Source organism: Salinicola aestuarinus (assembly GCF_003206645.1).
GTDB lineage: Bacteria > Pseudomonadota > Gammaproteobacteria > Pseudomonadales > Halomonadaceae > Salinicola > Salinicola aestuarinus.
In genome coordinates, this window is the sequence record NZ_PZJP01000001.1 from 389,574 (window position 1) to 415,340 (window position 25,767).

Below are 25,767 nucleotides of genomic sequence, written 5' to 3' on the forward strand. Positions count from 1 at the left end.
AGACAGGGCACGGCGCCGCCAAGGCGGAGCTAACGACGCCGGCGTCGGCAAGATTACGGAGTGGCGCGCCTCGCTCGGAACGGGGTACGACGTCGGAGGAGGATGTCCGGGGAAGCACCTAGGCTCTGTCTCAAAAGTCGACGAGCGAAGCCCAGACAAGGCAAAAAATTGGCGAAAGAGCGGAGTTTACGGGGTGTAAATGAGCATCTTGAGCCAATTTTTAACGCCGTATGGGCGAGCGCAGCCACTTTTCAGACGAAGCCTAGGCCGGATTCAATAGCGCTTCGTCATCCCCCACGCCGGGCTTGTTGACGCGGGTCGAGACGGCCCAGTGCGATATCGCATCATGAGGGATATGCCGCACGCAGCGGCGCAGCGTCTCGCGGTCGGTCAGGGCCGGGTCGAGCCAGGGTTCCAGACTCTCGTCGGTCAGTATCAGCGGCATGCGGTCGTGGATTTCCGCCGCCGAGCCGCGGCCGGGTTCGGTGAGAATCGCCACGCCCGGCTTGCCATCGGCGCGCTCGATCCAGATGCCCGCGAAGAACAACGGCTCGCGATCCGCCCGGCAGAGAAAGTGCGGCTGCTTGTGGCTCGAACCGGGTAGCCACTCGAACCAGCCGTCGGCGGGAATCAGACAGCGATGGCGCTGGAACGCCGCCTGATAGAACCTGGAGGTGGCAACAGTCTCCACGCGGGCGTTGATCGGCGTCGGCGCCGTCTCCCCCGCCCACTGTGGCTGGTAGCACCACCACACGCTGTCGAACGTCAACTGCGGATCGTCCACCCGCCGACGAATCGCCCCGATCCACGTCCCCGGCGCCACGTTGTAGCGCGGCGCCGGCGGGTCGTCCTCGCGAAGCTCACCGATGCGGTGTGCGAAGCGGGGGTAGGTGCTGTAGAGGGAGAAGCGAGAGCACATGATGATGAATGGCCAATTCATTGCCTAAGTGGAGGCTAGGCAACGACTGTAAGCATAGCCACGTGAACGCGAGAGCAGCTAGCTAAAATTTTTAACCCTAAGCTAAGTTCGTCGGACGCACGGGCGGCGGCGCTATGGGTACTTTCGCCGGGACAACGACAGGCGCTCGCATCTGTATGCTGGGCGTGGGTTTGAGCCCCGGCGGCAAACTCGTTTGCACCGCCCTGTTTAGTGGAAGCGGGGGGTACGCGGGCATGAAAGCCGGCGACGCGCATGGGCGAAGGGCAGGCCTGACTCTATTCGATGTCGTTTATGGGACAGATGAGGACCGTTAGATGGGAGGAGCTTCACTACCTGAAGCACTTGCAGCATTAGCATGTGGCTTCTTTTTACTTTGGACCTTTGTCATATCGATTGTGGGGATGATAGCCGCCCCAATTATTATCGACCGGATGGACCGGATACTGGGCGGCATGTACCCGAAGGATGAAATCTTATTCAAGGGATACCCACTCTCGTTCGCGCGGCTGGGGACGTATGGTCGCGTCATCCTGTTTCGCAACACACGCCGATATCAGCGCACGGTCTTCGAGGGACGGCCTGACCTTGTGGAAGCCGTGGAAACGATGCCTCGCGGGTTAAGGCTCTGGCTTATTTGGGTTCACGCCCCTCTGCTCTTCACGGGTGCCCTGTTTTTCCTATTTGGCTGGCTTTTGATGTACCTCGACTAGCGATGGCGCTGAAACGCCGCCCGATAGAACTTCGACGTCGCCACAGTCTCCACGCGGGCGTTGATCGGCGTCGGCGCTTTTTCGCCCGCCCAGCTCGGCTTGAAGCCCCACCAAACGCTATCGAACATCAGCTGTGGATCGTCCGTCCGCCGACGAATCGCCCCGATCCACGTCCCCGGCGCCACGTTGTAGCGTGGCGCCGGCGGGTCGTCTTCGCGAAGCTCACCGATGCGGTGCGCGAAGCGCGGGTAGGTGCTGTAGAGGGAGAAGCGAGAGCACATGTGGAATTAAAAATTATATTGCTTTTTTCAACATTTGCGAAGGCACCAAACTAAAGCAGTTGTTTTTTAGCTTTGAAAAAGCTTCAATATCGCAAACAATAAGATAGCAAAGATTAATAATGCTTACACAGCCTTTAAAAAATAATTCAATACCAGAATTGCAATAAACGGAACTAATCAAAGAACGATCCCGCACATCCCACAACGACAGTATTCGCTTGAATTTTTCTACGTCATGCTGACCATTTGAATATGGATACCACAGTCCATCAGAGTGCTGATAGTTAATGTTGTTACGAAAATGCGACAACCAAGAACCACCGCCTCGATAACCCGACTTTGTTAGCAGCGAGTAAATACTTGAAAATTCATCAATTAATTCTTGTTTTAGATAGCCTAACCCTTGGACATTCAAAATTCTATCTCTGAAACTGTCAACAAACCCCACGAACGCTTGCCAAAAATCCTCATGTGATGAACCGGCTTTTTTTAGCTCGATGCTGCTATTTTGATTAACACTGACTCCAATAAAACTACCCGCCGAGCGGCCAATAAACCAAGGCATATTCAAAATATCTGCAACTCCTTCGACTATTTTTAAATGCCCACCAGCCAAGTAACTAAAAACATTACCGAAAATACGAAAGATAGAATGGGCCGCAAAAAAGGCGGAATAATACACTTCCACGGCTACCCAACCTAGCGACCTTGGAAGATTATTTGGAAAGCTGAGAATCTTGAGAGTTTCGAAAGATGCAGAAGAAAATCTACTTGCATCATGTGCAAGCATTTCCGAAAAAGCTTGCCGATCGCTTATATCTAAGACAAAACCATTCTGGGTCGTGCGGGCAAGCTGATATTTCATAGAACCAATCCATGATTTGAGATCAGAGAACCCCGATTTAGACAGCGGCACCTCAGATATACCCGGAGCATAAAGTGACCTAAAGTATTCGACCCTCATCAAAACACCAAGGCAGTGCGTAGAGACTTGTCAATGTGATCGGTAACATTCTTATAGGCTGTCCCGGGGTTGCTAAATTTGTTATGCGCCGTAGAGCTTGAAAAAACGGGCTCGAGCACTTCATAAAAATGATCGACGCTAAAATCAGAACCGTATCGGTCTTTAACCTTACCGGCAACAATCGGAAAAGCTTGCATTACACCTCTAAAAACCACCGAGCTGCCAAGACCCTTTCCAGCATCGATTTTTATCAACCCTTCAGAGACGCCGGTCAAATAAGCATTTAGCATCTGATAAACATCATCGTGATTGCGCGACGAAAAATACTTCAAGATAGGCGACACGGCGAGTTTAAAAGTAACTCTAGATATCTTAGTTTGCGACTTTTTCGCGGCTGACAGGCGGCCATACAACGCACTTGAAGGCTCTCTATCAAACATATCAAACAATTCTCTTAGAAGAACCTCTTCATCACTTTCGTATTCAGCCAACCTCTTTATATCCAAAAGCAGCTCGTTCGACACTCCTTTCTGTTTTGAGTTGATGTCAATAAAGAGGCGAGTTTCATCTGCGCGCGACAACCCGTTGTAAATAACTACCGGCACACGCATGTACCCTTCGGCTAGAGAAAACCCATAGACCCGGTGCTGTCCATCAAGAATTAGAAACGCCTTCTGATGCTCAAGAAAGGAGACCGTTTTACCTTTACCAATAATTTTCAGCTGAGCATCATCTTGCGCCGACAGAATAATAGAAGTAGGGATTGTACCCATGCCTTCGTCAACAAATTTTGCAATTTCACCCGCTCTTTTTTTATCAAGAACGCGCTGAAACCCCTCGACGGGATCATCTTCTCTATTAGTTACAAAGCAGCATTTTGCCAAAACATCAGAAGGAATAGTGCAAGTATAGAAACGATGTTTGTTCTGAGTAACAGTACTGATCGAAAAACGATGTTCTTCCACAGATCCCTCACACATATCAGTTATTCAAAAAAACCTTCCCACCATGCGCCAACATTGCCCAATGATCTCCAAGTCCTGCAGCTGCACCATTTCCCGCTCGTAAGCCGGGTTATCGCGGATCAATAGCCAAGCACGCGCTGGACGCGCTTCAGGCGCAGTTCGTTGTCCACGCGCAGCAGGAACACGCCGTCCGGCGTGCGCTGGGCGCGGTTCACCAACACCTGCTCGCGGTCGCTGATAGCGACACTGCCAACCTGCGCCAAGTCCAAAACTCTCACGTAAACGAGTGTATCCAGGTTTTCGCAGATATTGGGCCGCCTGTCCAATCTGCCGACTCCTACAAAAGTCGTTGGTGAAGATGGCGCGGCGCTGTCACTTCTGCCGTCAGTCGGCGAGCGCTCCTCCGTACCGCTCCATTCCTGCCCCCCGTTAAAGCGCATCCAGTGGAATCTTCAGATACCGGGTGCCGTTGGCTTCGGGTTCGGGCAGGCGCCCGCCGAGGATGTTGACCTGCAGGGCGTGGAGGATGAGCTTGGGCATCGGCAGTTCACGGTCGCGGCGGTTGCGCATTTCGACGTAGTCCGCCTCGTCGAGCTCGCCGATTTGATGCTTGTTGCTCTCGCGCTGCTCGCGCACGCTGCTTTGCCACTGCGGTTCGCGGTCGCCGGGGCGGTAGTCGTGGCCGGTGAACAGCCGGGTGTCGTCAGGCAGGGCGAGAATCGCCTGAATCGAGTGCCAGAGCTGGCTGGCGCTGCCACCGGGAAAGTCGGCGCGGGCGGTGCCGAAGTCGGGCTGAAAGAGAGTGTCGTGGACAAAGGCGGCGTCACCGACCACGTAGGTGATCGAGGCCAGCGTATGCCCGGGGGAGTGCATCACGCGCACCTCGAGCTCGCCGAGTTTGAAGGTCTCGCCGTCGTCGAAAAGGTGATCCCACTGGCTGCCGTCGTCTTGCAGTTCCGGCCAGTGGTAGATCGTCTTCCACAGCGCCTGCACCTGGGTGATCGGCCGGCCGATGGCGGTGGGTGCGCCGGTCTTTTCCTGCAGATAGCGCGCGGCGGACAGGTGATCGGCGTGGGGGTGGGTGTCCAGAATCCACGCGATCTCGAGCGACTCGCGTTCCACGTAGGCCAGCAGCGCATCGGCCTGATGTGTGGCGGTGGCGCCGGCTTTCTCGTCGAAATCCAGCACCGGGTCGATGATCGCGCACCGGCGCGTGGCGGGATCGATGACCACGTACTGCACGCTGAAGGTATCGGGGTCGTAGAACCCGGCGACGTCGGGGCGGCTCGGGCCGTTGCCGGGCGAGAAGGCAAAGGTGTTCATGAAGGCTCTCCAGCAGTCGAGCCTTCAGCGTAGTGGTCGTGAGAGGGGAATGCCGGTGTCGCCCCGTGCGGCGCCCATCGATTCGACGGACTCTCGCCGGGAAAAGCTCAGTGGCCGGTGTGTTCGCTCGCGTCGGGCGACTCGTCCTCGATGTCGGCGTCTTCGTCCTCGCTGCCGTCGTTGACCACGTCCGGCGCCTCGTCGTCGCGCAGAGTGCCTTCGCCCACCGTCGCCTCGTTGTTGACGTCATCGGACGGAGTGCGCACGCCGGGCATCTTCGGCGAATCCTCGAGATCGCTCCGGGTCTCGGCTGCGGCATCGTCGCCGCGCTCCACTTCGCCGGTCGCCTGCGCCATCGCCTGGGTCGCGAGCATGCCGGTGCTCAACCCCAGCACTGCCGCCATCATTGCCATTCGCTTGCTGTTCATCGTGATCGACTCCTGTCGGTTCGCCTTCCTGGGCAACATCGTCGGGTCGCGCCGCATCACGGCACGCCTCCCGCCCCTTCAATGTGGCTGGCAGCCGCGGGAATGCCAAGGTCGCACCGCGCAAGACGGTGCCTTGTGACTTGCCCCCAGTGGGATCCGCGCAGCGGGAATCGCCTCATGAGTCGATAAAGCCGCCAGGCTCGGGGCATAAAGCGTCTAGGCTCGGAGAGAGTGCAGGCCCGGGCGTGATGCGTGTCGTCACGGCCGAGACGCCCCGGAGACGTAACGATGCCACCGATCGATCGCCGAGACTTCCTCGCCGGGCTGTTCGCCGTCGGCGCGATGAGCCGAATACCGGCGCTGTTCGCCGCCGAACGCGACGCGCCCATCACCCGCGCCATCCCCGCCAGCGGCGAGACGCTGCCGGTCATCGGCATGGGCACGTGGCGCACGTTCAACGTCGGCAGCGACCCGATGCTGCTCGATCAGCGCCAGCGCGTGCTCGAGACCTTCTTCGCCCGGGGTGGGCGGATGATCGATGCCTCGCCCATGTACGGCTCAGCGGAGGCCGTGGTCGGCGAGCTGCTCGAGCGGCTGTCGCCGGACGCGCGTTTCGCCGCCTCCAAGGTGTGGACCGGCGACGAGAGCGCCACCCGCGAGAGCGTGGCGAACTCGCAGGCGCTCTGGCGGATACCCCGCTTCGACCTGATGCAGGTGCACAATCTGGTCGACTGGGAGGGGCACCTGGAGACGCTGAAGGCGATGAAGGCGGCGGGCGAGATACGCTACATCGGCATCACCACCTCTCACGGCCGCCGCCACGCGGATGTCGAGCGCCTTCTTGCCCGCGAGCCGCTGGATTTCGTGCAGCTCACCTATAACATTCTCGACCGCGAGGCCGAGGCGCGGCTGCTGCCGCTGGCGCAGGCACGCGGTATCGCCGTGATTGCCAACCGCCCCTATCAGGGCGGACGGCTGTTCGGCCGCTTTCAGTCCCGGCCGCTGCCGGACTGGGCCGAAGAAGTCGGGGCGACCAACTGGGCGGAGTACTTTCTCAAGTTCATCGTCTCGCACCCGGCGCTGACCTGTGCCATCCCGGCGACAACAGACGTTGAGCACATGCGCGAGAACATGGGCGCGCTCTACGGCCGGCTGCCCGACGCCGATCAGCGTCAGCGCATGGCGGCGTACCTCCAGGACCGCTGAGGCGTCCCCATGGACTACGCGCTCGGCGATTTCCTGATGTTCACCCCCGAGGTCTATCTGCGGCTTTTCGTGCGCGCCAATCAAGCGCTGGGGCTCTGGCTGGCCGCGGTCGTCGCCGCCATCGCCGCGGTCGCGCTGCTGCTGCGCCAGGCCCGCCCCGCCGCTCGTCAGGCGGCACTGCTGCTCGTCGCCGCCGGCTGGGGGCTGAGTGCAGCGGTGTTCCTGGCCAAGCTCTATGCGCCGATCAACTGGCCGGTCACGGGGTTCGCCTGGGCCTTTGCGCTCGAGGGCCTGCTGCTGGCTGCCGTCGCGCTGCGCAGCACCCCCGCGCCCGTACGCGCTTCCTCGCTGGTGGTGGCGCTGATGGCACTTTCGCTCCTCGCCTCGCTGACGGCGCTGGCCGCCGGCACGGTAACGGCGTTGGCACTACCCGGCGTGACCCCGGACATGACCGCCGTGGCTACCGTTTCACTCCTCGCACTGCTCCCCCGGGTCTGGCGCTGGCCGCTGCTGATCGTGCCCATCCTCTGGTGTCTTTTCAGCGCGCTGACGCATCAGGCGCTGGCGCTCTGGCTGCCCATGGTGGTGCCGGTGGTCGGGTTGATGCTGGGTGGGATCGTCGCGTGCTGGACATCGCGCAAGTCGCGTTCCGCCTAACATCTGTCTCGCATAGCGGCCGGGGATTTGATGATAATAGGCGGGAAACGACGGCACTTTAATCCGCGCAGCGAGGGCACATGGAACGTCAACCCATCGTCAAACTGGCCGAACTCAGTTCCAGGAGCCGTGCGCGGCTGAACGAACTGGCTCAGCGAGAAGGCATCTCGCTACCGCGGTTTCAGCGTCTGGTGCTGTCGATCGTGCAACGCTTTCCCGATCAGCATCAGCAGGTGATCCTGCACCGCGACGGCTGGGACAAGGGCCAGGTGGCGCGGGCGTTTCGCGAGCTCGAGCAGCAGGGCCTGATCCGCCGTTGCGGCAGTTCGACGACCAAGCGCATCACGCAGGTGGCACTGACACCGGAGGGAGAAGCCCTCGCCGAGCGACTGGCGGCGATCCGTACCGAACTGGCGGCAACGTTGCTGGCCGGCTGGACGCCAGAGGAGGTCGCGCGATTCGACGACCTGCTCGACCGCGCCCTAGACAACATGACCGAGCCCTCGACTGTCTAGACGGCGCCCTCGACGGCCACGGCGGCCCCTGACTGCCTAGGCAAATGGCATGGACGCAGAGGCGTTAATTCTCGGCCTAAGTTGACAAAGTCAACTTGGACCGATAGTTTGCGTGCACTCCTGTTAACTCCTCTCCGCGTCCAGAATCTCCATGTCCCTACGTCTCATCGTTGGCCTGCTCGGTATGCTGCTGGCCTGTATCGCCGCCGATATCAACCAAAAGGCGACCTCGCTGGCCCTGGCCGACATTCGGGGGGCCTTCGGCTTCAGCGCCGACCAGGGAAGCTGGCTGACCACGCTGTATGCCGCCGGCGTCGCCATGGGCATGCTGGTCGCCCCGTGGCTCGCGATGACCTACTCAATGCGGCGGTTCGCCACCGGCGCGGTACTCTCGCTGGGCGCGCTGGGCATCGTCTTCACGGCTATCGACTCCCGCGAGCTGATGCTGGCGCTGCGCTGGCTGCAGGGGCTGACCAACGGCTTTCTGATTCCGCTGCTGATGGCCATGGCGCTGCGCTTCCTGACCCCGCCGATCAAGCTCTTCGGTCTGGCGGCCTACGGGTTGACCGCCACTTTCGCTCCCAACATCGCAAGCCCGGTGGTGATCTGGGCAGACCAGGGGCTGGGCATCGACTTCGTCTTCTGGGCCGTGGTGCCACTGTGCCTGCTGTCGGCGGCAATGCTGCTCTATGGAGTGCCGCAGGACCCGCGACCGCCCGGTCGCTGGCGCCAGTTCGACTGGCTGGGCTGGGCGCTCGGCTGGGGCCTTTGCGTCAGCGTGGTGATCCTGTTCACGCAGGGAGAGCGGCTGGACTGGTTCGCCGCTCCTCTCGTCCGCTGGCTGGCGCTGGCCGTGGCGACGCTGGCGCCGCTTTTCGTCATCCGCAGCTGCGTGGCCCCGGTGCCACTCATCCGCCCGCAGCTCCTGACGCGGATCAACTTCGGCTTTGCCGTCTTCATGCTGGTGGGCGTGATCGCGCTGGGGGCCTCGGCGGTATCACTGCCGAGCGAGTTCTTGAGCCAAGTACAGGGCTATCGGCCGCTGCAGAGCCTGCCGGTCATGCTGTCGCTGGCACTGCCGTCACTGCTGATGCTGCCGCTGACGGCGTTCGTGCTCAACTTCGAGCGTGTCGACGCCCGCTGGATCATGGCGCTGGGGCTGATTCTGATGGCGGCCGCCAGCTGGCATAACAGCCATGTGACGCTGGCGTGGGCACGCGACCAGTTGTATCTCTCGCAGGTGATGGCCTCCACCGGGATGTCGATGGTCGTGGTGAGCCTTTTGATGACCGGCACGGCGGTCGTCGATCCCCAAGAAGGCCCCTTCGCCTCCGCCACGATCAACACCGCCCGGGCGCTTGCCGGCCCCATCGCCAGCGGTGTGATCGGCCATGCCCTGGCGGTCGCGGTCGATGGCCACCAGCACACCCTGCTTGATCGCCTCGGCGGCGTGCGCTTTTCGCTGACCCAGTCGATGTCGCTCGGCGGCCACGACGGCGCGGCACTGGCGTGGCCGAACGCCGCCGACGGCGAGGCCTTTCACGCCCTCTACCAGCAGCTGACGCTGCAGGCGCAGGTGCTGGCATTCGCCGATCTGTGGCGCGCCCTGGCCGTGGTCGCCCTGCTGCTGCTGCCGGTCTGTCTGCTGCCCAACCGGACGTTCGCACCACGCTTCAAGCGCCCCAAACCGCTATGAGTCGTCGCCAATCTCATTGGCCCCTCACCCCTCTCAATGACCCATCATCCATTCCCCTGAAACCTCGAGAGCGCCATGACGCAGTCTGCCGATAACGCCCAGCCCCGGCGGCGAAAGCCGCTGATCCTCGCCCTATGCATCGTCGTAATCGCCGTTGTCGCCGCCGCCGTTCTGGCAGGGCAGACGTTGACGCCCGACGACGACGCGTGGACCAACGATGCCCATCTCGACGCCGATTACGTCGTGATCTCACCGCGAGTGAATGGCAATCTGGTTGCCGTACACGTCGACGACCACGACCGCGTGGCGCGCGGCGACGCGTTGCTGGAGATCGACCCGCGCGACTATCGCGCTGCCGTCGATGAAGCCGAGGCGCAGGTGGCCGCCGCCCGGGCAAATCTGGCCGAAGTCGAGGCCGAGCTCGCCCAGCAGCCGGCGAAGATTCGCAATGCCGAGGCAACGGTGAGCCAGGACAACGCCAATGCCGACTACGCCCGCGCCGATGCCGAGCGCTATCGCCGCCTGCGCAACAACAACAACGTCTCGGCCCAGGACGCTCAGAAGGCGGATGCCAATGCCCGGGCCCTCGACGCCCGGCGCGAGGCGGACCAGGCGAATCTGGAGAGTGTGCGTCAGCAGCGGAAGATCCTGGAGGCGCAGAAGGAGAGTGCCGAGGCAGCGCTGGCGAGCGCACGGGCGCAGCAGGAGAAGGCGCGACTGTCGCTCTCCTATACGCAGATCGACGCCCCGGTCGATGGCGTCGTCGCCGAGCAGTCCGCCCGCGTCGGCGCCTGGGTCGATGCCGGTAGCGCCCAGCTCGCCATCGTGCCGGTGCACGGCATCTACATCACCGCCCACTATCGCGAAGTCGATATCACCCATATCGAGCCCGGCCAGCCGGTGGATATCACGGTCGACGCCTATCCCGATCTCGACCTGCACGGCCACGTGAAGAGCCTGTCACCGGCCACCGGCGTCACCTTCTCGCCAGTCTCCAGTAACGAGACCTCAGGCAACTTCACCAAGATCCTCCAGCGCCTGCCGGTGCGCATCGCCCTCGACCCGGACCAGCCGGGCCTCGATCGCCTGCGGGTCGGGCTGTCGGTGGAGACGACGATTCATACCAACGCGCCCGATTGAGCAGACACGCGAGCTTCGCGTCTTCATCAAAAAGCCCGGCTGATGCCGGGCTTTTCAGTGGTTGGGGAGGGCGCGGCGCCAGGCCGGAAACCACGCCGCAACGCGCGGGCCGGCCTCTAGTGACCCGAGTGGCCTGAGTGACCGGCGGCGCGTTCGCAGTTGGCGGTGTAGGCGCTGGCGTCGACGTCCAGCGTCAGGCGGTCGTTGACGGTGTCGTAGAAAAACGGGGCGTGGTCCGTGTCGGACCCGGCAAGCTGGTACTGCCCACAGACACCGTAGTCGTACTGCACTTTCTGCAGTTGAGACAGTTCCACGGACGACGAGGTGTCGAGTTCGCTCGCGATCGCCTGCTGGATCTCTTGATCGACCTGGCTGGGCGAGAGCACCTGTTTGCCGAAGATGACCGCCCCAACGATCACCATGGCGGCGAGCGGAAGGACGACCTGCAGTAGGAAGGGGCGAGATTTGATCATGGAATCAGTGTTCCTTGGCTGTGAAGTCATTCAAGAACGTCACGACGCGAGAGCGGCGCCGAGGCATCGACGACGCCTCGACGCCTGCACAATCACGACGTCGCCGCGGTCTGCCGCGCGCGCTCACCGCGCCGGCGGACGACAGCGTCGATCAGCGCCATGACGATCATCGAGGCGCCGGTGAGCGGGAAGATCACCCCGCCGATCGCCAGCAGTGCGAGCACGCCGCGCAGCCGCCGCGGGTCGGACGGTGCCGGCGGCACGCCCATCCGGCCGCTGGGTCGACGCTTCCACCACATCACACCGCCGCTGGCGCAGAGCAGCACGATCCCGGCGCAGGCGAGCGCGAGGACGAGCTGGTTGGCCAGCCCATACTGCTGTCCCATGTGGGTATTGATGCCCCACTCCAGCGTTTTGCCCATCGGGCCGTAGTCGGCGTAGTTCATGTCCAGCAGCGGCTCGCCACTGTACTGGTCAAGATGCACCACTCGCTGTTGTGACAGGTCGTCGGGATAGATCGACCCGGTATACACGCCGGTGGCGCGACTCGGCAGGCTGATGGCGTAGCCCGGCGCCAGACCGAGATCGTCGAAGGTCTCGACGGCGCGATCCAGCCCGATCGGCCCGGCGGCGGACGGCTCGGAGGTCGGGATCTGCGCCTGCTCCATCGACCAGGTCGTGGTGGTCTCGCGCTGAACCAGGCGCTCTTCGGAGACCGGCACGTTGACGCGCACCCCGTCCGGATAGCCGAAGTTGTTGCCGTTGGCCCACTCGTTGACCTGCGAGCCCCACAGCGTCGACCAGGGCATCCCGGTGACGGCGAGAAAGAGGATGAAGCCACCGACGAAGATTCCCGTCACGGCGTGCAAATCACGCCAGAAAAGCCGCTTCGCCGGCCGCGAGCGCACCGTGACGACACCGCCCCGCTGCCTTTGGGAACCGGCGCCCCTTGGCCACCAGAGATAGATCCCCGTCAGCACGAGCAGAATCGCCCAGCCGCCGACGATCTCGATGATCAGGCTCGCAGTCTCGCCGAAGTAGCTGAGGCTGTGGATGTACCGAATGGTCCACATGATGCTGCCGCGATAGGGGGTCGACCCGGTCACCTCGCCGCTATAGGGGTCGACGTAGACCGCCTGCTTGCCATTGGCGGTGGTGATATCGACTTCCGCCGCCCGGTTGTCGGCCGGCGGCGGCACGTAGCGGAAAGCATCGCCGGCGTACGCCGCCAGCGCGGCATCGACCTGGCGCTCGGGCGTGACGGTCGGCGTCGCCTGCGCCTCGACCATCACGGTGTCGTTATAGAGCCACTGGTTGATTTCGTCCTTGAACAGATAGAGCCCGCCGGTCACGGCGAGCGACAGCAGAAACGGAATGACGAACAGGCCGGCGTAGAAGTGCCAGCGCCAGACCGCACGATAGAGATCGCCGGCGTTGGATGGTGAACGAGCCATGAACCCTCGCATCGAATCGTCGACTGCCCGTCCGGGCAGCGGTTAGGGAGATCCCCGCGGCGCGATGCGTCGCGGCGGATCTCGTCATCACGAACGATCGAGGAAGCGTGGGGGCGCCCGAGTCAGGGCGTTGGGGAAGGTAGTGGCGACCGCGCGGGCGTCGCGCACGGGCGGGCAACCGGCGCGCGGTGGCGGCACGCCGCCGAGGTTCAGCCCCAGCTCCGCCTGCGCCACCGCCGGGCAGTGGCTGAACAGCGAGCAGTAGCCGCACTGGTCGTGCAGGCCGGGACCGTCGGCGTCCCCGGCGTCACTGGCCGTGTCAGCGGCGTGCGATGCCCCCATGACGTGGTGCATCGCATGCGCCTCGTGGGAGGCCGCGTCGCCGGAGGCGTTGATCGCCGCGCTGGTCTGACCGATGGGCGCGCCGAGCACCAGCAGCAACATGGCAGCGAGGCTGAGCCAGGCCGCGAATCGCGTGCTGTGGGGCGGGCGTGACGTCATCGAATCAACCGTGGATCGCAGGGGTAGATGGCAGCAGCGGGTGCCGCGGTGAATGGCGGCGATGAAAAGCCGCGGTGAATCGCCGCGAGCGAGGCCATGCTAGCGCATTCGTCGATACGAACCACGGCTGTCAGCGCCATGCGACAAAGTGTCTCGGTGAGACGCGATCCGGACGGCGACTCAGCCGGCGCTGTTGCCGGCGCCCTCGGGCAGGCTGTTGGTCGCTTTCAGGGCGTCGGCGACCTCCGGGGGCATGTAGTTCTCGTCGTGCTTGGCGAGCACCTGCTGCGCGGCGAAGTCGCCATCGTCGCCGAGCGTGCCGATCACCACCACGCCCTGCCCCTCGCGGAACAGATCCGGCAGGATGTCGTCGAAGCGCACGGGCACGTCCTGAGCGAAGTCGGTGACGACGAAGCTGACCGCCAGCGAGTCGGGGTCGCGCTGGACGCTGTCATCCTTGACCACCCCGCCGAGACGCATCGTGCGGTCGTGGGGCGCGTCGCCGGCGGCGATCTGCGACGGCGTGAAGAACAGATCGATATTGGCGCGCAGGGCGTAGAGCGTCAGCCCCACGGCGATGGCGACCAGCGCCATCAGCCCGGCAATGATCGTCAGCCGCCGTTTGCGCTGGAGCCTCATTCGCCCGCTCCTGGAGAGGCGACACTCGTCGGGCGCTCGCCGCCGCCCACCTGACGCTGCCGCCGACGGATCTGCGCGCGGGTGCGCTGGCGTTCGCTGCGGGCGAACAGCAGCGAGCCAACCAGCAGCAGCGCCGCCAGCCCCCAGGCCGGCCAGACGTAGGGCGCATAGCCGTGCATGGAGAAGAAGTCAGCCAGTGAATCAAAAGCCATCGCGAAGACTCCAGTAAAAGAGCGCGTTGCGTAAGCGCCAGACAGCGCGCGCATTGCGTAAGAGAGAGCCAGGCGTGCGCATCAGGGAGCCGGCACCACATGGTCGATGACCACGGTTGGCGAGGCGTCGTCGTCGAGGCTGACCGTATCCAACCGGCCGTAGAGATCGCCGGGCTGCGGCTTGGCCTGGCCGCTGGCAGAGACACGCACCAGCAGGTCGACGCGCGTCGCCTGGGAGAGCGTCGCCGCATCGGTCATGGCGCTGTCGTCGTTGATCGCCAGCGTCTGCGGCAGCGCCCCCAGCGTGGTACGGGTGACGGCCAGCGGTGCTCGGCCCCCATCGCTGTCGCGGGCGACCAGAAAGACGCTGGCGTCGCTCGGCAGCCGCCCGGCCAGCCGCGGGTCGAGCGTGACCTGCACGCGCAGCGCCGCCGCGGCCGGGGCTGCGTCCTGTCCCAGTCGCTGCTGGGCGGCGGCCACTGCCTGCTGCAGTGCCTCCACGGTCTTCGGCTCGTCGTAGCTCGCCAGCGCCTTGCGCCAGTAGCCGATCGCCTGCTCATAGCGGGCATGCTCGAAGGCCTCGACACCCAGCAGATTGTTGACCACCGGCTGGCCGGGCTCGCGGGCGAGGGTTTCGTCCACCAGCGCACGGACGTCGTCCGTCAGCGTGCGGTCGGCGGCGAAGAACTTCACCTGCGCCAGCTGTGCCAGCAGCGTCGGCTCGCGGCCCTCGAGGCGGATCAGCGCCTCGATCGCTTCCGCGGCCTTGGCGTAATCACCGCTGTCGCGATAGCGCGGAAACAGCTCGAGCCAGACGTCGGGGTTGTCGGGCTGGCGCTCGGCTTCGGCTTCCAGCGCCGCCTGCTGCGTTTCCGGCGGCAGATGCTCGAGCGACTGCACCAGCCGGTAGAGGGCGAGATCCTCCCGCGCGCCGAAATGATCGTAGAGCGCGCCGCCGGCCACGATGACGCCGAGCGCCACCACCGGCAGCAGCCAGCGCCCCGCGTTGGGCGCTGCGAGCGCTCGGCCCCGCTTGGCCTCGGCGTCCTCGAGCAGCCGGCGCTCCAGCTCCAGCCGATCCTGCGCGAAGCGCTGCTGGTCGATCTCGCCGGCGGCAAGCTCCGCCTCCAGCGAACGCAGCCGCTGGCGATAGATCGCCACGTTCTCGGAGTTATGGGTGTCCTTCGACTCGAAGGCGAGCTGTGCCTCGCGCAGCGTCGCGGCCCGGCGCAGCGGCCAGGCGACGAGCGCCAGTGCCAGCAGGGTGAGCAGGCCAATGCCGATCCAGAGCGGTGTCATGTCGCCTCCGGGGGGCACGGCGTGCGGTAGGCAGGTAGCGGTAGCGCCGTCACTTCACCGCCTCCTGCACCCAGCGGGTGCGCGATTCGCGCTTGAGGATCTCGCTGCGCAGGCGGTAGAGCGTCAGCGCGGTGAAGAAGCAGTAGAAGCCCAGCACCATGAGCAGCAGCGGCATCCACATGCTCTCCGGCATGGCGGGGCGCTCGGTGAGGGTGAAGGTCGCCGGCTGATGCAGGGTGTTCCACCACGACACCGAGTACTTGATGATCGGAATGTTGACCACGCCGACCAGCGTCAGCACCGCGACCGCCTTGGCGCCCTGCTCGGGGCGGCTGAACGCGCCCCGCAGGGCGATGATGCCGATGTAGATGAAGAGTTGGATCAGCATCGAGGTCAGCCGCGCATCCCAGGTCCACCAGGTGCCCCAGGTGGGAATCCCCCACACGGCGCCGCTGAACAGCCCCAGCAGCGTCATCGCCGCGCCGAAGGGCGCCATCACGCTGGCCGCCATGTCGGCGAGCTTGATCTTCCACACCAGAAACACCACCGAGGCGAAGGTCATGGCGAGAAAGACGCTTTGCGCCAGAATGGCCGCGGGCACGTGGACGTAGATGATCCGGTAGCTGTCGCCCATCTGATAGTCCGGCGGCGAGAACGCCAGCGACCAGACCGCCCCCACCGCCAGCAGCGCGGCCGCGGCGATCCAGAATACCGGCTGCAGCCGCCCGCAGAGTTGATAGCACCACTTGGGCGAGCCCAGCTTGTGTATGAGTTTCCACATTCCGATCTGCTTACCTCTCAATGCATTCATTCCGCCGGAGCGGGTCAGCCGTCGACACTGATACGCAGCGCACCGGCGATGGCGAACGGCGCGCCGGCGATCGCCAGCGCCAGCATGGCGCCGAGCAGCGCCATCGGCGCCGTGACCGGGTCACCGGCAATCGCGGCATTCACCGCCCCGGCCCCGAAGATCAGCACCGGGATGTAGAACGGCAGAATCAACAGCGACAGCAGCACCCCACCTCGGGGCAGGCTGACCGTCAGCGCCGCACCGACCGCGCCGATCAGGCTGAAGGTGGCCGACCCCAGCAGCAGCGCCGCCATCAGCGTGGCGACCCCCGCCGCCGGCAGCGACAGCAATAGCCCCAGCAGCGGTGCGATCAGCGCCATCGGCACCCCGGTCAGCAGCCAGTGCGCGAACGTTTTGGCCAGACAGAGCGCCGGCAGCGGCTGCGGCGAGAGCAGCATCTGCTCCAGGCTGCCGTCGTCGAAATCACTACGGAACAGGGCGTCCAGCGAGAGCAGCACAGCCAGCAGCGCGGTGACCCACAAAAGCCCCGGGGCGAGAGTCGCGAGCAGCGCCGGCTCCGGCGAGATGCCCAGCGGGAACAGCACGATCACCAGCGCCTGAAAGAGCAGCGGATTGATCCACTCGCTGCCGCGGCGCCGGGCGATCGCCAGCTCGCGCTTCACCTGCCTCACGCAGGTGGCGGCCAGCCCGCGGGGCGCTAGCGTCGGCGCCGCGGTCGCGGTCGACTCAGGCGGCGGCATGCGTGGCTCCCAGCCGCAGGCGCTCGATGCACGCGGTCGGTGCGAATTCATGATGGGTGGTCAGCACCACAGCCCCCCCGGCGTCGCGGTGCGCCAGCAGCCGCTGCTCCAGCCAGGCCACGCCGGCGCGGTCGAGCGCGGTGAAGGGTTCGTCGAGAATCCACAGCGGCCGCGGGATCAGTTCGAGCCGCGCCAGCGCGATGCGCCGCCGCTGCCCGGCGGAGAGCTGCCCGGCGGGCAGATCCTCGAAGCCGTAGAGCCCGACGGTCTGCAACGCGGCCTCGATCGCGGCCGCGTCGACGCAAAGATCCGCCAGCGCCGCGGACCAGGCGAGATTCTCCATCGCGGTCAGCGACGTGGTGACGCCCGGCTCGTGGCCCAGATAGAGCAGCGCCGTGCGGTAGTCCGCGCGCGCCCTGGCCAGCGGCTGGCCGCGCCAGCTCAGCGTCCCCGCCGTCGGCGCCAACTGCCCGGTCAGCATCTTGAGCAGGGAGGTCTTGCCGCTGCCGTTTGGCCCCTCGATGCGCAGCAGGGTGCCGTCGACGACGTCGAGATCCAGCCCGTGGAGCAGCTCGCGCTCGTCCCGCTCACAGGCGAGCCCGCGTCCCGTCAGCGCAACCGTCATGCATCCCGCCCGGGGTCGTCGGCCTGCCCTGGCTCATCGTCACGGGCATTGTGACGTGCGATCAGCCCGTCGAGATGCCGGCGCTCCTGCGCGCTCAGCGTCTGCGGGCCCGCCCGCCGCCGGCGCACGACGAACAGCGCAACGATGCCGCCGCCGATGACGACGAGCCCGAACGGCAGCCCCCACAGCAGCCAGGTTCGCGCTTCGAAGCGCGGGTCGTAGAGGGCGTAGTCGCCGAAGCGCTCGACCATGGCGCCCTCGATCTCGGCGTCACTCGCGCCGTCGCGCAGCATGGCGGCGACCCGGGCGCGCATGTCGCCGGCAATCGGTGAGTTCGACGCCCCGATCGACTCGTTCTGACACTTGGGGCAGCGCAGCCGCCCGCTCAGCGCCTCGAAGCGCTGGGCCAGCGCCGGGTCGTCGAAAGACTGAACGTCGATCGCCGCCTGCGCCGCCGTGGTCAGCAGGAGCATCGCCAGCAACACCAGCGGCCGGGCGAGCCCCAGGAGACGCGTTACCGCCATTTCGCGATCTCCGGCAGAATCACCTGCTCGACGTCATCCGGCGTGATGTAGCCGGTATGGTGATAGCGGATGAACCCGTCACCATCGACGATGAAGCTCTCCGGTGCGCCGTAGACGCCGAGGTCGAAACCGAGGCTGCCTTTCGGGTCGAACAGTGAGACGTCGAAGGGATCGCCGTAGGTCTCGAGGAACTCGTGGCCCTTGTCGCGGGTGTCCTTGTAGTCGACGCCGACCAGACGCACGCCGCGGTCGGCCAGCGTCTGAAGCTGCGGCATCTCCTTTTTGCACACCGGGCACCACTCGCCCCAGACGTTGACCAGGGTCACTTCGCCCTCGCTGTCATCGCCGCCCTCGAGCAGCGAACGGTCCAGGCGCCGGTCGGGGTCGTCGAGCGTCGCCAGATCGAAGGCCGGAAAGCGATCAGCGAGCTTGGCCGAGGCGCGCGCCGAGGGGTCATGGGAGAGACCGCGGTAGAGAAAGACCACCAGCACCGCAAAGATCAGCAGCGGCACCAGCAGGAGCAGACGACGTTTCATGACAGCGCCTCCGGGGAAGGGGTCACGGCAGCGCGGGGCGCGGTTCGGCGGCGGTAGCGGCGATCCAGCACCGCGAGCACGCCGCCGCTGGCCATGATCAGCGCGCCGAGCCAGAGCCAGCGCACGAAGGGTTTGATCTGGATGCGCAGCGACCAGTCGCCGTCGTCGACCTCGTCACCCAGCGCGACGTAGAGATCGCTGAAAAGCCCCGGGCGCAGGGCAACATCGGTCATCGGCATGCGGCTGGCCTGATAGAAGCGCTTCTCGGGGTAAAGTTCGAATGCGCGGCGCCCCGGCGGCACGACCTCGATGGTGGCGGTATCGGCGAGATAGTTCGGCCCGCGGCGTTCGTTGAAATCGGTCATGCTGAAGCGATAGCCACCGACCTCGACCGTCTCTCCCGGGCCGAGGCGCACGTTTTGCTCCGCGCTGTAGTTCGACACCATCACCACGCCGACGATGGTCACCGCGACGCCCAGGTGCCCGAGGAGCATGCCCCAGTACGCCGGGGTGAGCTTTTTCAGCGCCGTCCAGCGCCCCGGCGAGCCCTCATGGCGCGGGCGAATTCGATGGATCAGGTCGCGGGCGAGGGACAACACCAGCCAGAGCGCGAGCAGCAGTCCCAGCGAGACGCCGAGATTCCACGTGCCGCCGTAGAGCGAGGGAACGATGGCCGCGATGACCACCGCCGCCAGCGCCGAGAGCGCCAGCCGCCTGCCCAGCTCCCGGCCCGGCATGCGCTTCCAGCGCGCCAGCGGCCCCAGCCCCATGAACACGCAGAGCAGTGCGGTGAGCGGCACGAACAGCGCGTTGAAGTACGGCGGGCCGACGCTGATCTTGCCGAGATCGAGCGAGTCCAGCAGCAGCGGATAGAGCGTGCCCAGCAGCACGGTGACGGTGATGATCACCAGCAGGATGTTGTTGATCAGCAGCAGCGCATCGCGGGAGAACCAGCCGAACCCGGAGGCAGAGACCACTCGGGGGGCGCGCAGCGCGAAGATCGTCAACGACAGACCCACGGTGATCCCCAGCAGAATCAGGATAAAGGTGCCCCGGGCCGGGTCGTTGGCGAAGGCATGCACCGAGGTGAGCACGCCGGAACGCACCAGAAAGGTGCCCAGCAGCGACAGCGAGAAGGTGAAGATCGCCAGCAGCACGGTCCAGTTCTTGAAGGTGCCGCGCTTTTCGGTCACCGCCAGCGAGTGAATCAGCGCCGTGCCGGCGAGCCACGGCAGCAAGGATGCGTTCTCGACCGGGTCCCAGAACCACCAGCCGCCCCAGCCGAGTTCGTAGTAGGCCCACCAGCTTCCCAGCGCGATGCCCACCGTCAGGAAGGCCCAGGCGAGGTTGGTCCAGGGGCGCGCCCAGCGGGTCCAGGCGGCGTCCAGCCGGCCACCGATCAGCGCCGCCAGCGCGAAGGCGAACACCACCGAGAAGCCCACGTAGCCCATGTAGAGCATCGGCGGATGGATGATCAGGCCGAAGTCCTGCAGCAGCGGATTGAGGTCGTTGCCGTCCGCGGGCACGTTGGGCAGCAGCCGCGAGAAGGGGTTGGAGGTCATCAGGATGAACAGCAAAAAACCGCTGCTGATCCAGCCCATCACTGCCAGCACCCGGGCGAGCATGTCCCGCGGCAGATGGCGGGAGAAGACGCTGACGGCGAAGCTCCAGCCGCTCAGAATCAGCGCCCACAGCAGCACCGAGCCTTCGTGACTGCCCCATACCGCGCTGAGCTTGTAGTACCAGGGCAGCATCGAGTTGGAGTTGTGGGCGACGTAGGCGACGCTGAAGTCGTCGAGCAGAAAGCTCGCCGCGAGAAAGAGAAACGCCAGCGCCAGAAACGCGAACTGGCCCCACGCCATCGGCTGGGCGAACGCCATCCACAGCGGACGACGCTGCGCCGCCCCGATCATCGGCACGCTTGCCTGAACCAGCGCCATGGCCAGCGCCATGATCAGTGAATAGCTGCCCAGTTCAGGGATCATCGTCGTCATGGAACCGCTCTTTACTCAAGGGATGGTCTTGCTGGCCGCGACAGCTCGGCTCGATCTCGCCTCACCGTGCCAAACCGGCTGTGGATACTTCACAGGATGTGGATATCTCGAACGGCGCGAACACGTCGCCCGCGGTGGCGACGTCACCCCGAGCGCATCACCGAAAGACGCGAGGCGTGAGTTCGCATCGAAGTCCGGCGGTCGCGCGCGCAACGTCAGCCAGCTTCGCGTGCACGATCAGTGACTTAGTCAACGACCCCGCCCACGACTGAGTTAGCGAGAGGCGGCGCACCGCGGGCAAAGCACCGCCGGCCGGGCCGATAGCGGGGCGCTACGATACCAAAACAGACCGCGAGAGGCCCGTTTAGCGTGCGAATGATGTATTCATCTAGCTGTTGGCGCTTGTCGCCGGTCGCACTCTGTTGCCTCATCGCCCCGCCCCACGATGGCAACAGCGTTGCAATAGCGGGCGTCGATGCCGGCCGTGAAGCGCTCCGATTAGAAAGTGACTTGGACGGCGGCGCTGACCCGCGATGTCTTGCTGGACTCAGGCTACGCCGGCCGATTCGGCGACGACGTTAAAGACACGGGAGCAACGCGGCCCTGACTTGGCAGCTTTGAGCGGGTGACTAGGGCTTTGAGTTGAGGAGGAGTCTTCGGTAGCGAGGACTGCGTCAGAGAAGGCGCATAGAGCGTTGACGACTTAACTGCCGACGCCGAGAGTGCGAAACCAATGGACTGGGAGTGCCCGGTCGGCGTCTACACCTCGGTGAGTACACCGGGATTTTTCGCTTTTTAGCGGGTAACGAAGCGACTCTCGACAGCATGGCCTTGGCGTCTCGGCGCCCAATGTTACCTATAGCGCGTCTAGGCGAGCCTCTTGAATCGCCTTCAATGTCTTACCGCTGGCGTCCTTCCAAGCCACTCGCCCGTTCGATGCGCCACCCACCAATACGCCGGCGGCGGTCGAGGGTGAGGCAAACCGGAAGCCCTGGGTGAATATCAGCTTGCCCTCCTGCGGCGCCAAAACGCCGCGCGTTTTCAGCATCTGACGCTGCTCGCGCATGTAGTCGTGAATGGAGGCGGTTTCATCCGCGCGTGCCAACGAGCCCTTCAACACCACGAAACCATCCGTCACTTCTTTACCGCTACCTTTCGCGCCTCGCTCGTCGAGATAAAGCGTTAGAGACGGCTCGGTCGATTCCGATGACTCATTACTGGTTTGGCTACTGGCCGACTCAAAAGCATCGACGCCCAGCAGCGGGAAGATCACCAGCATCTCAGCGAGAAACCACTCGGCATCGGCCTTATCCGCTTCATTGAGCGGGGGTGGTGCAGGGTAAGCGGTATTCTCCACCGCCCATTGGTTGGCGGATTTGGCCAACGCCAGCAAGCGCGCTTCCAGATAGCGCACGTTGGCCTTGTTCAAGCCTTCGTTGGTGCTGGTAAAGGCAATGGCCCGCGTCCAGAACTCCTTGCCCGCCACGTGCTGTTTGATTCGCTCGCCGAGCGCATCCGCTTCGCCGACATAGAGCTTGGCCGCGCCGTCGTCCGTTTGCCCCGTGAGGACATACACGCCCGGCTGAGTCATCTCGCTTCGCGTCAGCGCGCCTTCGAGCTGGGAGCGGTTGGCCACCACCGCCCGGCCGGTCCAGTTGGACTTCTCGACGATGCGCAGGCCCTCGGGCGTGCCGTCAGCGAGGAAGATGCGGATGGAGGTTGGGCGGCCCTGCGGCGGTGTCATACAAACTCCAAAACGGTGATGATCATTGATTCGACAGAAACTCGGCCTGCCTGAGAATCAGCTCGATTACCTCAGGCGATTTATCCGGTGGATACTTGTAACGCTGCAGCGTGCGTCGCACCAAACGCGCAGCTTGGCACGCACGCTTTCGCGTACCTGCCAGTCAATGCACCGCGGCCGCCGTGGGCATCCGCCAACGAATTGAGCCGCAATCAAAGTCACTGCTAGACCGTGACCAAAGAGGACTTCGCCCGACCATATAGTCGGCATCATCCGTTTCCACGGCTAAATCAAAGGTTGCTTAAACCAATAAATAAAAAAAGACTCTTTACCTCACCAAGTCCATAAGCTTGCCGTAGGAATCCACTACGTCATACGTCACCTTCGCCGTCGCGATCGTGTCGAAAAACTCATTGGCACACTTGATCTTGGCCTTCTCGATTTCACGAAGCTCCAACGATGACATGCTGCCCTTGGTCTCTGCCACGAAGTAGACGTACTTGACGTCATTTTTGTTGAAAGCAATGGCCCAGTCGGGGTTGTAGTTGCCCACCGGCGTCGGGATGAAGAAGCTCTTCGGCAACTTGGCGTAAACCACTACCTCCTTTCCAGTATCGAGCTCTTCAACGAAATCCCGCTCGATCTTGGAGTCGGTCACCACGTAATCATAGACGTGGCGGTCGGCCTTGTAGGCTTGATCGAGCTGGTTCTCCGACTTCTCAATGGTGAAGATTTCCCGACTGTGCTGCTCATTGAGCGGGTCGTAGCTGATGTATTCAACCACCATACTGGCCTTCTGCTCATTGATCAGCCTGGCGGCCTGGGCCATGAAGTCCTCGGGGTTCATCTGGTATTGCTTGAAGGTCTTCGGCTGTATCTTAAAGAGAATTGCCGCGATGGTGCGCCGTGTCAGCTGTGTAGCCTCGGCCAGGCGGCCGATCAGATCGTACTGAACCGCCGAGTGAAGCGCGCCGTCATGTTCGACCCGCTCGCTCTCGTTAACGGTGAAAGCCTGCCCGCTGGTCATGTCTTGATAGCTGGCTTCAGCCTTCTGAGTGCCGCGCTCCACCTGATACTCCAAGCGCTTCACCTTGAGTTTCTCATTGAGCTCACCGACGCATTTCTCTACCAGCTCGTTGGAGTCGAAGCTAACGGAGTAGGCGGCCTTGCGGTTAATGCGCTCCCAGAGCTCTTGGAATTCCTTCTTATGGAAATTGTCGTTGAGCGGGTTCAGCTTGGCCTTGCGGCCGTCCCCAATGTGCGGCAACTGGGCGTTACTGAAGACGCTGTCGATCAGTTGGAAGACCTGCTGAGCATAAGGCTGTAGTGCCTCCGGCAGTTCGGCCAAGGTGCCCGCCTCCTTGGCCTGGTGGTAGTCATCGGTGATGTGATCGGCGCTATCCGTGTAGTCGTTCTTGAGCAGATAGCGGTAAATCTCCTTGGCCATGGCGGGCGTGACCTCGGTCTCCCCCTCATCCGACACTAGCAGCTTACCGGTGAAGTAGGCCTCATCGGCGACCCGTGGACGCTCGGAGAGTTCCTTACTGATATCGCGCTGCAAGGCGGTGACGAAGTCTTTATAGCTCTCGCTTGCGACCACTGTCAGCTCGTTGATGTCGTGCACCGTCATGGGATCATCCATGCGATCACCTAGCTGGTTGACCGCAAGACGCAGGCCGCGCCCCACTTCCTGACGCCGGGAGATGGTGTTGTCGCTGTGCTTCAGAGTGCAGATGACGAACACGTTGGGGTTGTCCCAGCCCTCCCGCAGTGCGGAGTGGGAGAAGATGAATCGCGTGGGCTCCTCAAAGGAGAGCAGGCGCTCCTTGTCCTTCAGGATCAGGTCGTAGGCATCGACATCGTCCGTCTCGGTAGAGCGCGCCTTGGTGATGGGGTCGACGAGGCGCCTAGACTTTTTGTCGATGGAAAAGTAGCCGTTGTGGGTATCCGAGGCGTTGATGCCCTTAAGGTAGCGGTTGTACTCGCTGTCCTCCAGGGTCATCACCTGATTGAGCTGCTCGTTGTACTCCTCCTCGAAGATGCGGGCGTACTCACCCAGCACCTCGCCGCCTTCATCGTACTGGCGATACTTGGCCACCTCATCGATGAAGAACAGCGTGAGTACCTTGACGCCTTGGGAGAACAGTAACTGTTCCTTTTTGAAGTGCGCCTTGACCGCTTCACGGATCTGGATCTGGCGCAATGCCTTCTCGGTGACGTCGACGGTCACTTCCCCCGCAGTGAGTTCAACGCCGTTGGTGAAGCTAAGCTGGTCCACTCGAGCGTCAATGTCCGAGACGACGAAACCCTTGTATTGATCCAGCCCCCCCGAGAGTTCATGCAGATTGTCACCCTTGCCCAGCTTGCGGCGCTTGCGCTTCACGCCAGTGGCTGACTTCTCCTCATACTCGACCCAGGCGACGGGGGGCTTGTTCTTGGCCGTCTCGATGTTCTCGAGGTAGAGATAGGCATCAGTACCGGTGAGCCCCCTGGTGGTGACACCGTGCACCGAAATCTTCTTCACCAACTTCTGGTTGTAGGCGTCCAGAGCGTCTAGGCGGTGGATCTTGTTGTAAGTCGTCTTGTGGGTCGCCGAGTAGCGCACGATGAAGAGGGGGCTGAACTCGCTCAGTGAGCTAAGCGTCTTCCCCCCTTCCATCTTCTGCGGCTCATCGAGGAACAGGATCGGGCGGTTGGCCTTGATCACGTCGATGGGACGCCGCGACTGGAAGTCGTCCAGCTCATCGTAGATGCGGCGATTATCGGCGCCACGGGAGTTGAAGGCCTGCACGTTGATGACCATCACGCTGATGCCGGCATCCGAGGAGTAGCTTTCCAGGTTGTGCAGCTGCTTCGAGTTATAGATGAAGAAGCGCGCCTTCTCGCCGTAGCTCTCCAAAAAGTGATCAGCGGTGATTTGCAGCGACTTGTAGACCCCCTCGCGGATCGCGATGCTGGGCACCACCACGATGAACTTGCTCCAACCGTAGCGCTGCTTCAGCTCGAACATGCTCTTCAGGTAGACGTAAGTCTTGCCGGTACCGGTCTCCATCTCCATATCCAGATTGATGGGACAGCCGGTCTTGTCGTCTTTCTTCAAGCTGTCGGAAACCGGGAGGTTCTGACGGCGCTGAACCGACTTGATGTTGTTCAGTAGCTCAAACTCCGTCAGCTCAAGCGCCGCGTTCTTGAAGCCGGCGTCGTCGGGGTCTGGGGAAGCATACATATCCCGCTGCAGCGGCTGCGCCACGGGCGCGGCCTCGCCCGGGTCAATACGGTAGCGGATACCGCTGCTAAAGGGCTGACCAGCAAAGCAGTCTGCCAGCGCCTCGACCGCTCGCGTCTGGTATTCCTGAGTCTTGAACTTGAGCTTCATGGCCTTCCTTTCTG

General features: G+C 63.3%; 28 protein-coding genes. 6 read left to right on the forward strand and 22 right to left on the reverse strand.

Annotated features, from left to right (window positions below):
* Nucleotides 1–262: 262 nt before the first annotated feature.
* Nucleotides 263–940, reverse strand: a complete 678-nt coding sequence (locus DOM41_RS01790) for an SOS response-associated peptidase (RefSeq protein WP_245391697.1) — start codon at nt 938–940, stop codon at nt 263–265.
* 314 nt (nt 941–1,254) lie between these two features.
* Here DOM41_RS01790 and DOM41_RS01795 point away from each other — a divergent pair, with 314 nt between their 5' ends.
* Nucleotides 1,255–1,650 carry a hypothetical protein gene (locus DOM41_RS01795; RefSeq protein WP_157956814.1) on the forward strand — a complete coding sequence of 132 codons (396 nt, stop codon included), beginning with the start codon at nt 1,255–1,257 and terminating at the stop codon, nt 1,648–1,650.
* Here DOM41_RS01795 and DOM41_RS01800 read toward each other — a convergent pair.
* The 6 genes from DOM41_RS01800 to DOM41_RS01820 all read right to left on the reverse strand — a co-directional run bounded on the left by DOM41_RS01800 (nt 1,647) and on the right by DOM41_RS01820 (nt 5,611).
* Nucleotides 1,647–1,931 (reverse strand): SOS response-associated peptidase family protein, encoded by a 285-nt coding sequence (locus tag DOM41_RS01800; RefSeq protein ID WP_110685125.1) that lies wholly within the window; start codon nt 1,929–1,931, stop codon nt 1,647–1,649. The two genes, DOM41_RS01795 and DOM41_RS01800, sit on opposite strands and share 4 nt — an antisense overlap.
* A 13-nt stretch (nt 1,932–1,944) precedes the next feature.
* Entirely contained in the window at nt 1,945–2,796 is an 852-nt protein-coding gene (locus tag DOM41_RS17345) for a hypothetical protein (RefSeq protein WP_157956815.1), read from the reverse strand.
* Nucleotides 2,797–2,894: 98 nt separating this feature from the next.
* A complete protein-coding gene (locus DOM41_RS01805; RefSeq protein ID WP_223160906.1) occupies nt 2,895–3,860 on the reverse strand; it encodes a DGQHR domain-containing protein in 966 nt (321 codons plus the stop codon).
* 119 nt (nt 3,861–3,979) lie between these two features.
* A complete protein-coding gene (locus DOM41_RS01810) occupies nt 3,980–4,138 on the reverse strand; it encodes a S24/S26 family peptidase (RefSeq protein ID WP_157956816.1) in 159 nt (52 codons plus the stop codon).
* A gap of 151 nt (nt 4,139–4,289) precedes the next feature.
* Entirely contained in the window at nt 4,290–5,183 is an 894-nt protein-coding gene (locus DOM41_RS01815) for an MBL fold metallo-hydrolase (RefSeq protein ID WP_110685128.1), read from the reverse strand.
* A 107-nt stretch (nt 5,184–5,290) separates the two neighbouring features.
* Complete coding sequence (locus DOM41_RS01820) at nt 5,291–5,611, reverse strand: hypothetical protein (protein ID WP_110685129.1); 321 nt, start codon at nt 5,609–5,611, stop codon at nt 5,291–5,293.
* A 288-nt stretch (nt 5,612–5,899) separates the two neighbouring features.
* Between DOM41_RS01820 and DOM41_RS01825 the strand changes: the two genes are divergently transcribed.
* The 5 genes from DOM41_RS01825 (at nt 5,900) to DOM41_RS01845 (ending at nt 10,825) form a co-directional block, all read left to right on the forward strand.
* Nucleotides 5,900–6,817 carry an aldo/keto reductase gene (locus DOM41_RS01825; RefSeq protein ID WP_110685130.1) on the forward strand — a complete coding sequence of 306 codons (918 nt, stop codon included), beginning with the start codon at nt 5,900–5,902 and terminating at the stop codon, nt 6,815–6,817.
* A 9-nt stretch (nt 6,818–6,826) separates the two neighbouring features.
* Nucleotides 6,827–7,474 carry a hypothetical protein gene (locus DOM41_RS01830; RefSeq protein ID WP_110685131.1) on the forward strand — a complete coding sequence of 216 codons (648 nt, stop codon included), beginning with the start codon at nt 6,827–6,829 and terminating at the stop codon, nt 7,472–7,474.
* Nucleotides 7,475–7,554: 80 nt separating this feature from the next.
* Nucleotides 7,555–7,989 carry a MarR family winged helix-turn-helix transcriptional regulator gene (locus tag DOM41_RS01835; RefSeq protein ID WP_110685132.1) on the forward strand — a complete coding sequence of 145 codons (435 nt, stop codon included), beginning with the start codon at nt 7,555–7,557 and terminating at the stop codon, nt 7,987–7,989.
* Between the two features lie 151 nt (nt 7,990–8,140).
* Nucleotides 8,141–9,685: an MFS transporter gene (locus DOM41_RS01840; protein ID WP_110685133.1), complete on the forward strand. Its 1,545-nt coding sequence runs from the start codon at nt 8,141–8,143 to the stop codon at nt 9,683–9,685.
* 75 nt (nt 9,686–9,760) lie between these two features.
* Nucleotides 9,761–10,825 carry an HlyD family secretion protein gene (locus tag DOM41_RS01845; protein ID WP_110685134.1) on the forward strand — a complete coding sequence of 355 codons (1,065 nt, stop codon included), beginning with the start codon at nt 9,761–9,763 and terminating at the stop codon, nt 10,823–10,825.
* A gap of 116 nt (nt 10,826–10,941) precedes the next feature.
* Here DOM41_RS01845 and DOM41_RS01850 read toward each other — a convergent pair whose 3' ends face one another.
* From DOM41_RS01850 to DOM41_RS01920, 15 genes are all read right to left on the reverse strand, one after another.
* Complete coding sequence (locus DOM41_RS01850) at nt 10,942–11,298, reverse strand: hypothetical protein (RefSeq protein WP_110685135.1); 357 nt, start codon at nt 11,296–11,298, stop codon at nt 10,942–10,944.
* Nucleotides 11,299–11,390: 92 nt separating this feature from the next.
* Nucleotides 11,391–12,752, reverse strand: coding sequence for a PepSY-associated TM helix domain-containing protein (locus DOM41_RS01855; RefSeq protein WP_110685136.1), 1,362 nt, complete (start codon nt 12,750–12,752; stop codon nt 11,391–11,393).
* An 87-nt stretch (nt 12,753–12,839) separates the two neighbouring features.
* Nucleotides 12,840–13,253 carry a DUF2946 domain-containing protein gene (locus DOM41_RS01860; RefSeq protein WP_110685137.1) on the reverse strand — a complete coding sequence of 138 codons (414 nt, stop codon included), beginning with the start codon at nt 13,251–13,253 and terminating at the stop codon, nt 12,840–12,842.
* Nucleotides 13,254–13,433: 180 nt separating this feature from the next.
* Nucleotides 13,434–13,892, reverse strand: coding sequence for a cytochrome c maturation protein CcmE (ccmE, locus tag DOM41_RS01865; protein ID WP_110685138.1), 459 nt, complete (start codon nt 13,890–13,892; stop codon nt 13,434–13,436).
* Nucleotides 13,889–14,104: a heme exporter protein CcmD gene (gene ccmD / locus DOM41_RS01870; protein WP_110685139.1), complete on the reverse strand. Its 216-nt coding sequence runs from the start codon at nt 14,102–14,104 to the stop codon at nt 13,889–13,891. The genes ccmE and ccmD overlap by 4 nt, the downstream gene beginning before the upstream one ends.
* An 81-nt stretch (nt 14,105–14,185) precedes the next feature.
* Complete coding sequence (gene ccmI / locus DOM41_RS01875; RefSeq protein WP_110685140.1) at nt 14,186–15,403, reverse strand: c-type cytochrome biogenesis protein CcmI; 1,218 nt, start codon at nt 15,401–15,403, stop codon at nt 14,186–14,188.
* Between the two features lie 49 nt (nt 15,404–15,452).
* Nucleotides 15,453–16,184 carry a heme ABC transporter permease gene (locus tag DOM41_RS01880; RefSeq protein ID WP_110685141.1) on the reverse strand — a complete coding sequence of 244 codons (732 nt, stop codon included), beginning with the start codon at nt 16,182–16,184 and terminating at the stop codon, nt 15,453–15,455.
* A gap of 44 nt (nt 16,185–16,228) precedes the next feature.
* Complete coding sequence (gene ccmB / locus DOM41_RS01885; protein WP_110685142.1) at nt 16,229–16,954, reverse strand: heme exporter protein CcmB; 726 nt, start codon at nt 16,952–16,954, stop codon at nt 16,229–16,231.
* Complete coding sequence (gene ccmA, locus DOM41_RS01890) at nt 16,941–17,579, reverse strand: cytochrome c biogenesis heme-transporting ATPase CcmA (RefSeq protein ID WP_110685143.1); 639 nt, start codon at nt 17,577–17,579, stop codon at nt 16,941–16,943. Before ccmA ends, ccmB begins: the two co-directional genes overlap by 14 nt.
* Nucleotides 17,576–18,103 (reverse strand): cytochrome c-type biogenesis protein, encoded by a 528-nt coding sequence (locus DOM41_RS01895; RefSeq protein WP_110685144.1) that lies wholly within the window; start codon nt 18,101–18,103, stop codon nt 17,576–17,578. Before DOM41_RS01895 ends, ccmA begins: the two co-directional genes overlap by 4 nt.
* Nucleotides 18,094–18,639: a DsbE family thiol:disulfide interchange protein gene (locus tag DOM41_RS01900; protein ID WP_110685145.1), complete on the reverse strand. Its 546-nt coding sequence runs from the start codon at nt 18,637–18,639 to the stop codon at nt 18,094–18,096. The genes DOM41_RS01895 and DOM41_RS01900 overlap by 10 nt, the downstream gene beginning before the upstream one ends.
* The gene (locus tag DOM41_RS01905; protein WP_188112348.1) at nt 18,636–20,624 is read right to left on the reverse strand and encodes a heme lyase CcmF/NrfE family subunit; all 1,989 of its coding nucleotides are present in this window, start codon (nt 20,622–20,624) and stop codon (nt 18,636–18,638) included. Before DOM41_RS01905 ends, DOM41_RS01900 begins: the two co-directional genes overlap by 4 nt.
* Nucleotides 20,625–21,489: 865 nt before the next feature.
* A complete protein-coding gene (locus DOM41_RS01910) occupies nt 21,490–22,377 on the reverse strand; it encodes a GIY-YIG nuclease family protein (protein ID WP_110685147.1) in 888 nt (295 codons plus the stop codon).
* Between the two features lie 22 nt (nt 22,378–22,399).
* On the reverse strand, nt 22,400–22,498 hold the full coding sequence (locus tag DOM41_RS17935; RefSeq protein ID WP_425353265.1) for a type I restriction enzyme endonuclease domain-containing protein: 99 nt from the start codon (nt 22,496–22,498) through the stop codon (nt 22,400–22,402).
* Nucleotides 22,499–22,705: 207 nt separating this feature from the next.
* The gene (locus DOM41_RS01920) at nt 22,706–25,753 is read right to left on the reverse strand and encodes a type III restriction-modification system endonuclease (protein ID WP_110685148.1); all 3,048 of its coding nucleotides are present in this window, start codon (nt 25,751–25,753) and stop codon (nt 22,706–22,708) included.
* Nucleotides 25,754–25,767: the final 14 nt, after the last annotated feature.

Excerpts from the sequence above, each read along its gene's own strand:
- ccmE (WP_110685138.1), bottom strand. The coding sequence starts at position 13,892 with ATGAGGCTCCAGCGCAAACGGCGGCTGACGATCATTGCCGGGCTGATG.
- DOM41_RS01895 (WP_110685144.1), bottom strand. The coding sequence starts at position 18,103 with ATGGCGGTAACGCGTCTCCTGGGGCTCGCCCGGCCGCTGGTGTTGCTG.
- DOM41_RS01920 (WP_110685148.1), bottom strand. The coding sequence starts at position 25,753 with ATGAAGCTCAAGTTCAAGACTCAGGAATACCAGACGCGAGCGGTCGAG.
- DOM41_RS01910 (WP_110685147.1), bottom strand. The coding sequence starts at position 22,377 with ATGACACCGCCGCAGGGCCGCCCAACCTCCATCCGCATCTTCCTCGCT.
- DOM41_RS01790 (WP_245391697.1), bottom strand. The coding sequence starts at position 940 with ATGAATTGGCCATTCATCATCATGTGCTCTCGCTTCTCCCTCTACAGC.
- DOM41_RS01825 (WP_110685130.1), top strand. The coding sequence starts at position 5,900 with ATGCCACCGATCGATCGCCGAGACTTCCTCGCCGGGCTGTTCGCCGTC.
- DOM41_RS01830 (WP_110685131.1), top strand. The coding sequence starts at position 6,827 with ATGGACTACGCGCTCGGCGATTTCCTGATGTTCACCCCCGAGGTCTAT.
- DOM41_RS01905 (WP_188112348.1), bottom strand. The coding sequence starts at position 20,624 with ATGATCCCTGAACTGGGCAGCTATTCACTGATCATGGCGCTGGCCATG.
- DOM41_RS01850 (WP_110685135.1), bottom strand. The coding sequence starts at position 11,298 with ATGATCAAATCTCGCCCCTTCCTACTGCAGGTCGTCCTTCCGCTCGCC.
- DOM41_RS01795 (WP_157956814.1), top strand. The coding sequence starts at position 1,255 with ATGGGAGGAGCTTCACTACCTGAAGCACTTGCAGCATTAGCATGTGGC.
- DOM41_RS01900 (WP_110685145.1), bottom strand. The coding sequence starts at position 18,639 with ATGAAACGTCGTCTGCTCCTGCTGGTGCCGCTGCTGATCTTTGCGGTG.
- DOM41_RS01840 (WP_110685133.1), top strand. The coding sequence starts at position 8,141 with ATGTCCCTACGTCTCATCGTTGGCCTGCTCGGTATGCTGCTGGCCTGT.
- DOM41_RS17345 (WP_157956815.1), bottom strand. The coding sequence starts at position 2,796 with ATGAAATATCAGCTTGCCCGCACGACCCAGAATGGTTTTGTCTTAGAT.
- DOM41_RS01800 (WP_110685125.1), bottom strand. The coding sequence starts at position 1,931 with ATGTGCTCTCGCTTCTCCCTCTACAGCACCTACCCGCGCTTCGCGCAC.
- DOM41_RS01835 (WP_110685132.1), top strand. The coding sequence starts at position 7,555 with ATGGAACGTCAACCCATCGTCAAACTGGCCGAACTCAGTTCCAGGAGC.
- DOM41_RS01860 (WP_110685137.1), bottom strand. The coding sequence starts at position 13,253 with ATGACGTCACGCCCGCCCCACAGCACGCGATTCGCGGCCTGGCTCAGC.
- DOM41_RS01855 (WP_110685136.1), bottom strand. The coding sequence starts at position 12,752 with ATGGCTCGTTCACCATCCAACGCCGGCGATCTCTATCGTGCGGTCTGG.
- DOM41_RS01880 (WP_110685141.1), bottom strand. The coding sequence starts at position 16,184 with ATGTGGAAACTCATACACAAGCTGGGCTCGCCCAAGTGGTGCTATCAA.
- ccmA (WP_110685143.1), bottom strand. The coding sequence starts at position 17,579 with ATGACGGTTGCGCTGACGGGACGCGGGCTCGCCTGTGAGCGGGACGAG.
- DOM41_RS01820 (WP_110685129.1), bottom strand. The coding sequence starts at position 5,611 with ATGAACAGCAAGCGAATGGCAATGATGGCGGCAGTGCTGGGGTTGAGC.
- ccmD (WP_110685139.1), bottom strand. The coding sequence starts at position 14,104 with ATGGCTTTTGATTCACTGGCTGACTTCTTCTCCATGCACGGCTATGCG.
- ccmB (WP_110685142.1), bottom strand. The coding sequence starts at position 16,954 with ATGCCGCCGCCTGAGTCGACCGCGACCGCGGCGCCGACGCTAGCGCCC.
- ccmI (WP_110685140.1), bottom strand. The coding sequence starts at position 15,403 with ATGACACCGCTCTGGATCGGCATTGGCCTGCTCACCCTGCTGGCACTG.
- DOM41_RS01815 (WP_110685128.1), bottom strand. The coding sequence starts at position 5,183 with ATGAACACCTTTGCCTTCTCGCCCGGCAACGGCCCGAGCCGCCCCGAC.
- DOM41_RS01845 (WP_110685134.1), top strand. The coding sequence starts at position 9,761 with ATGACGCAGTCTGCCGATAACGCCCAGCCCCGGCGGCGAAAGCCGCTG.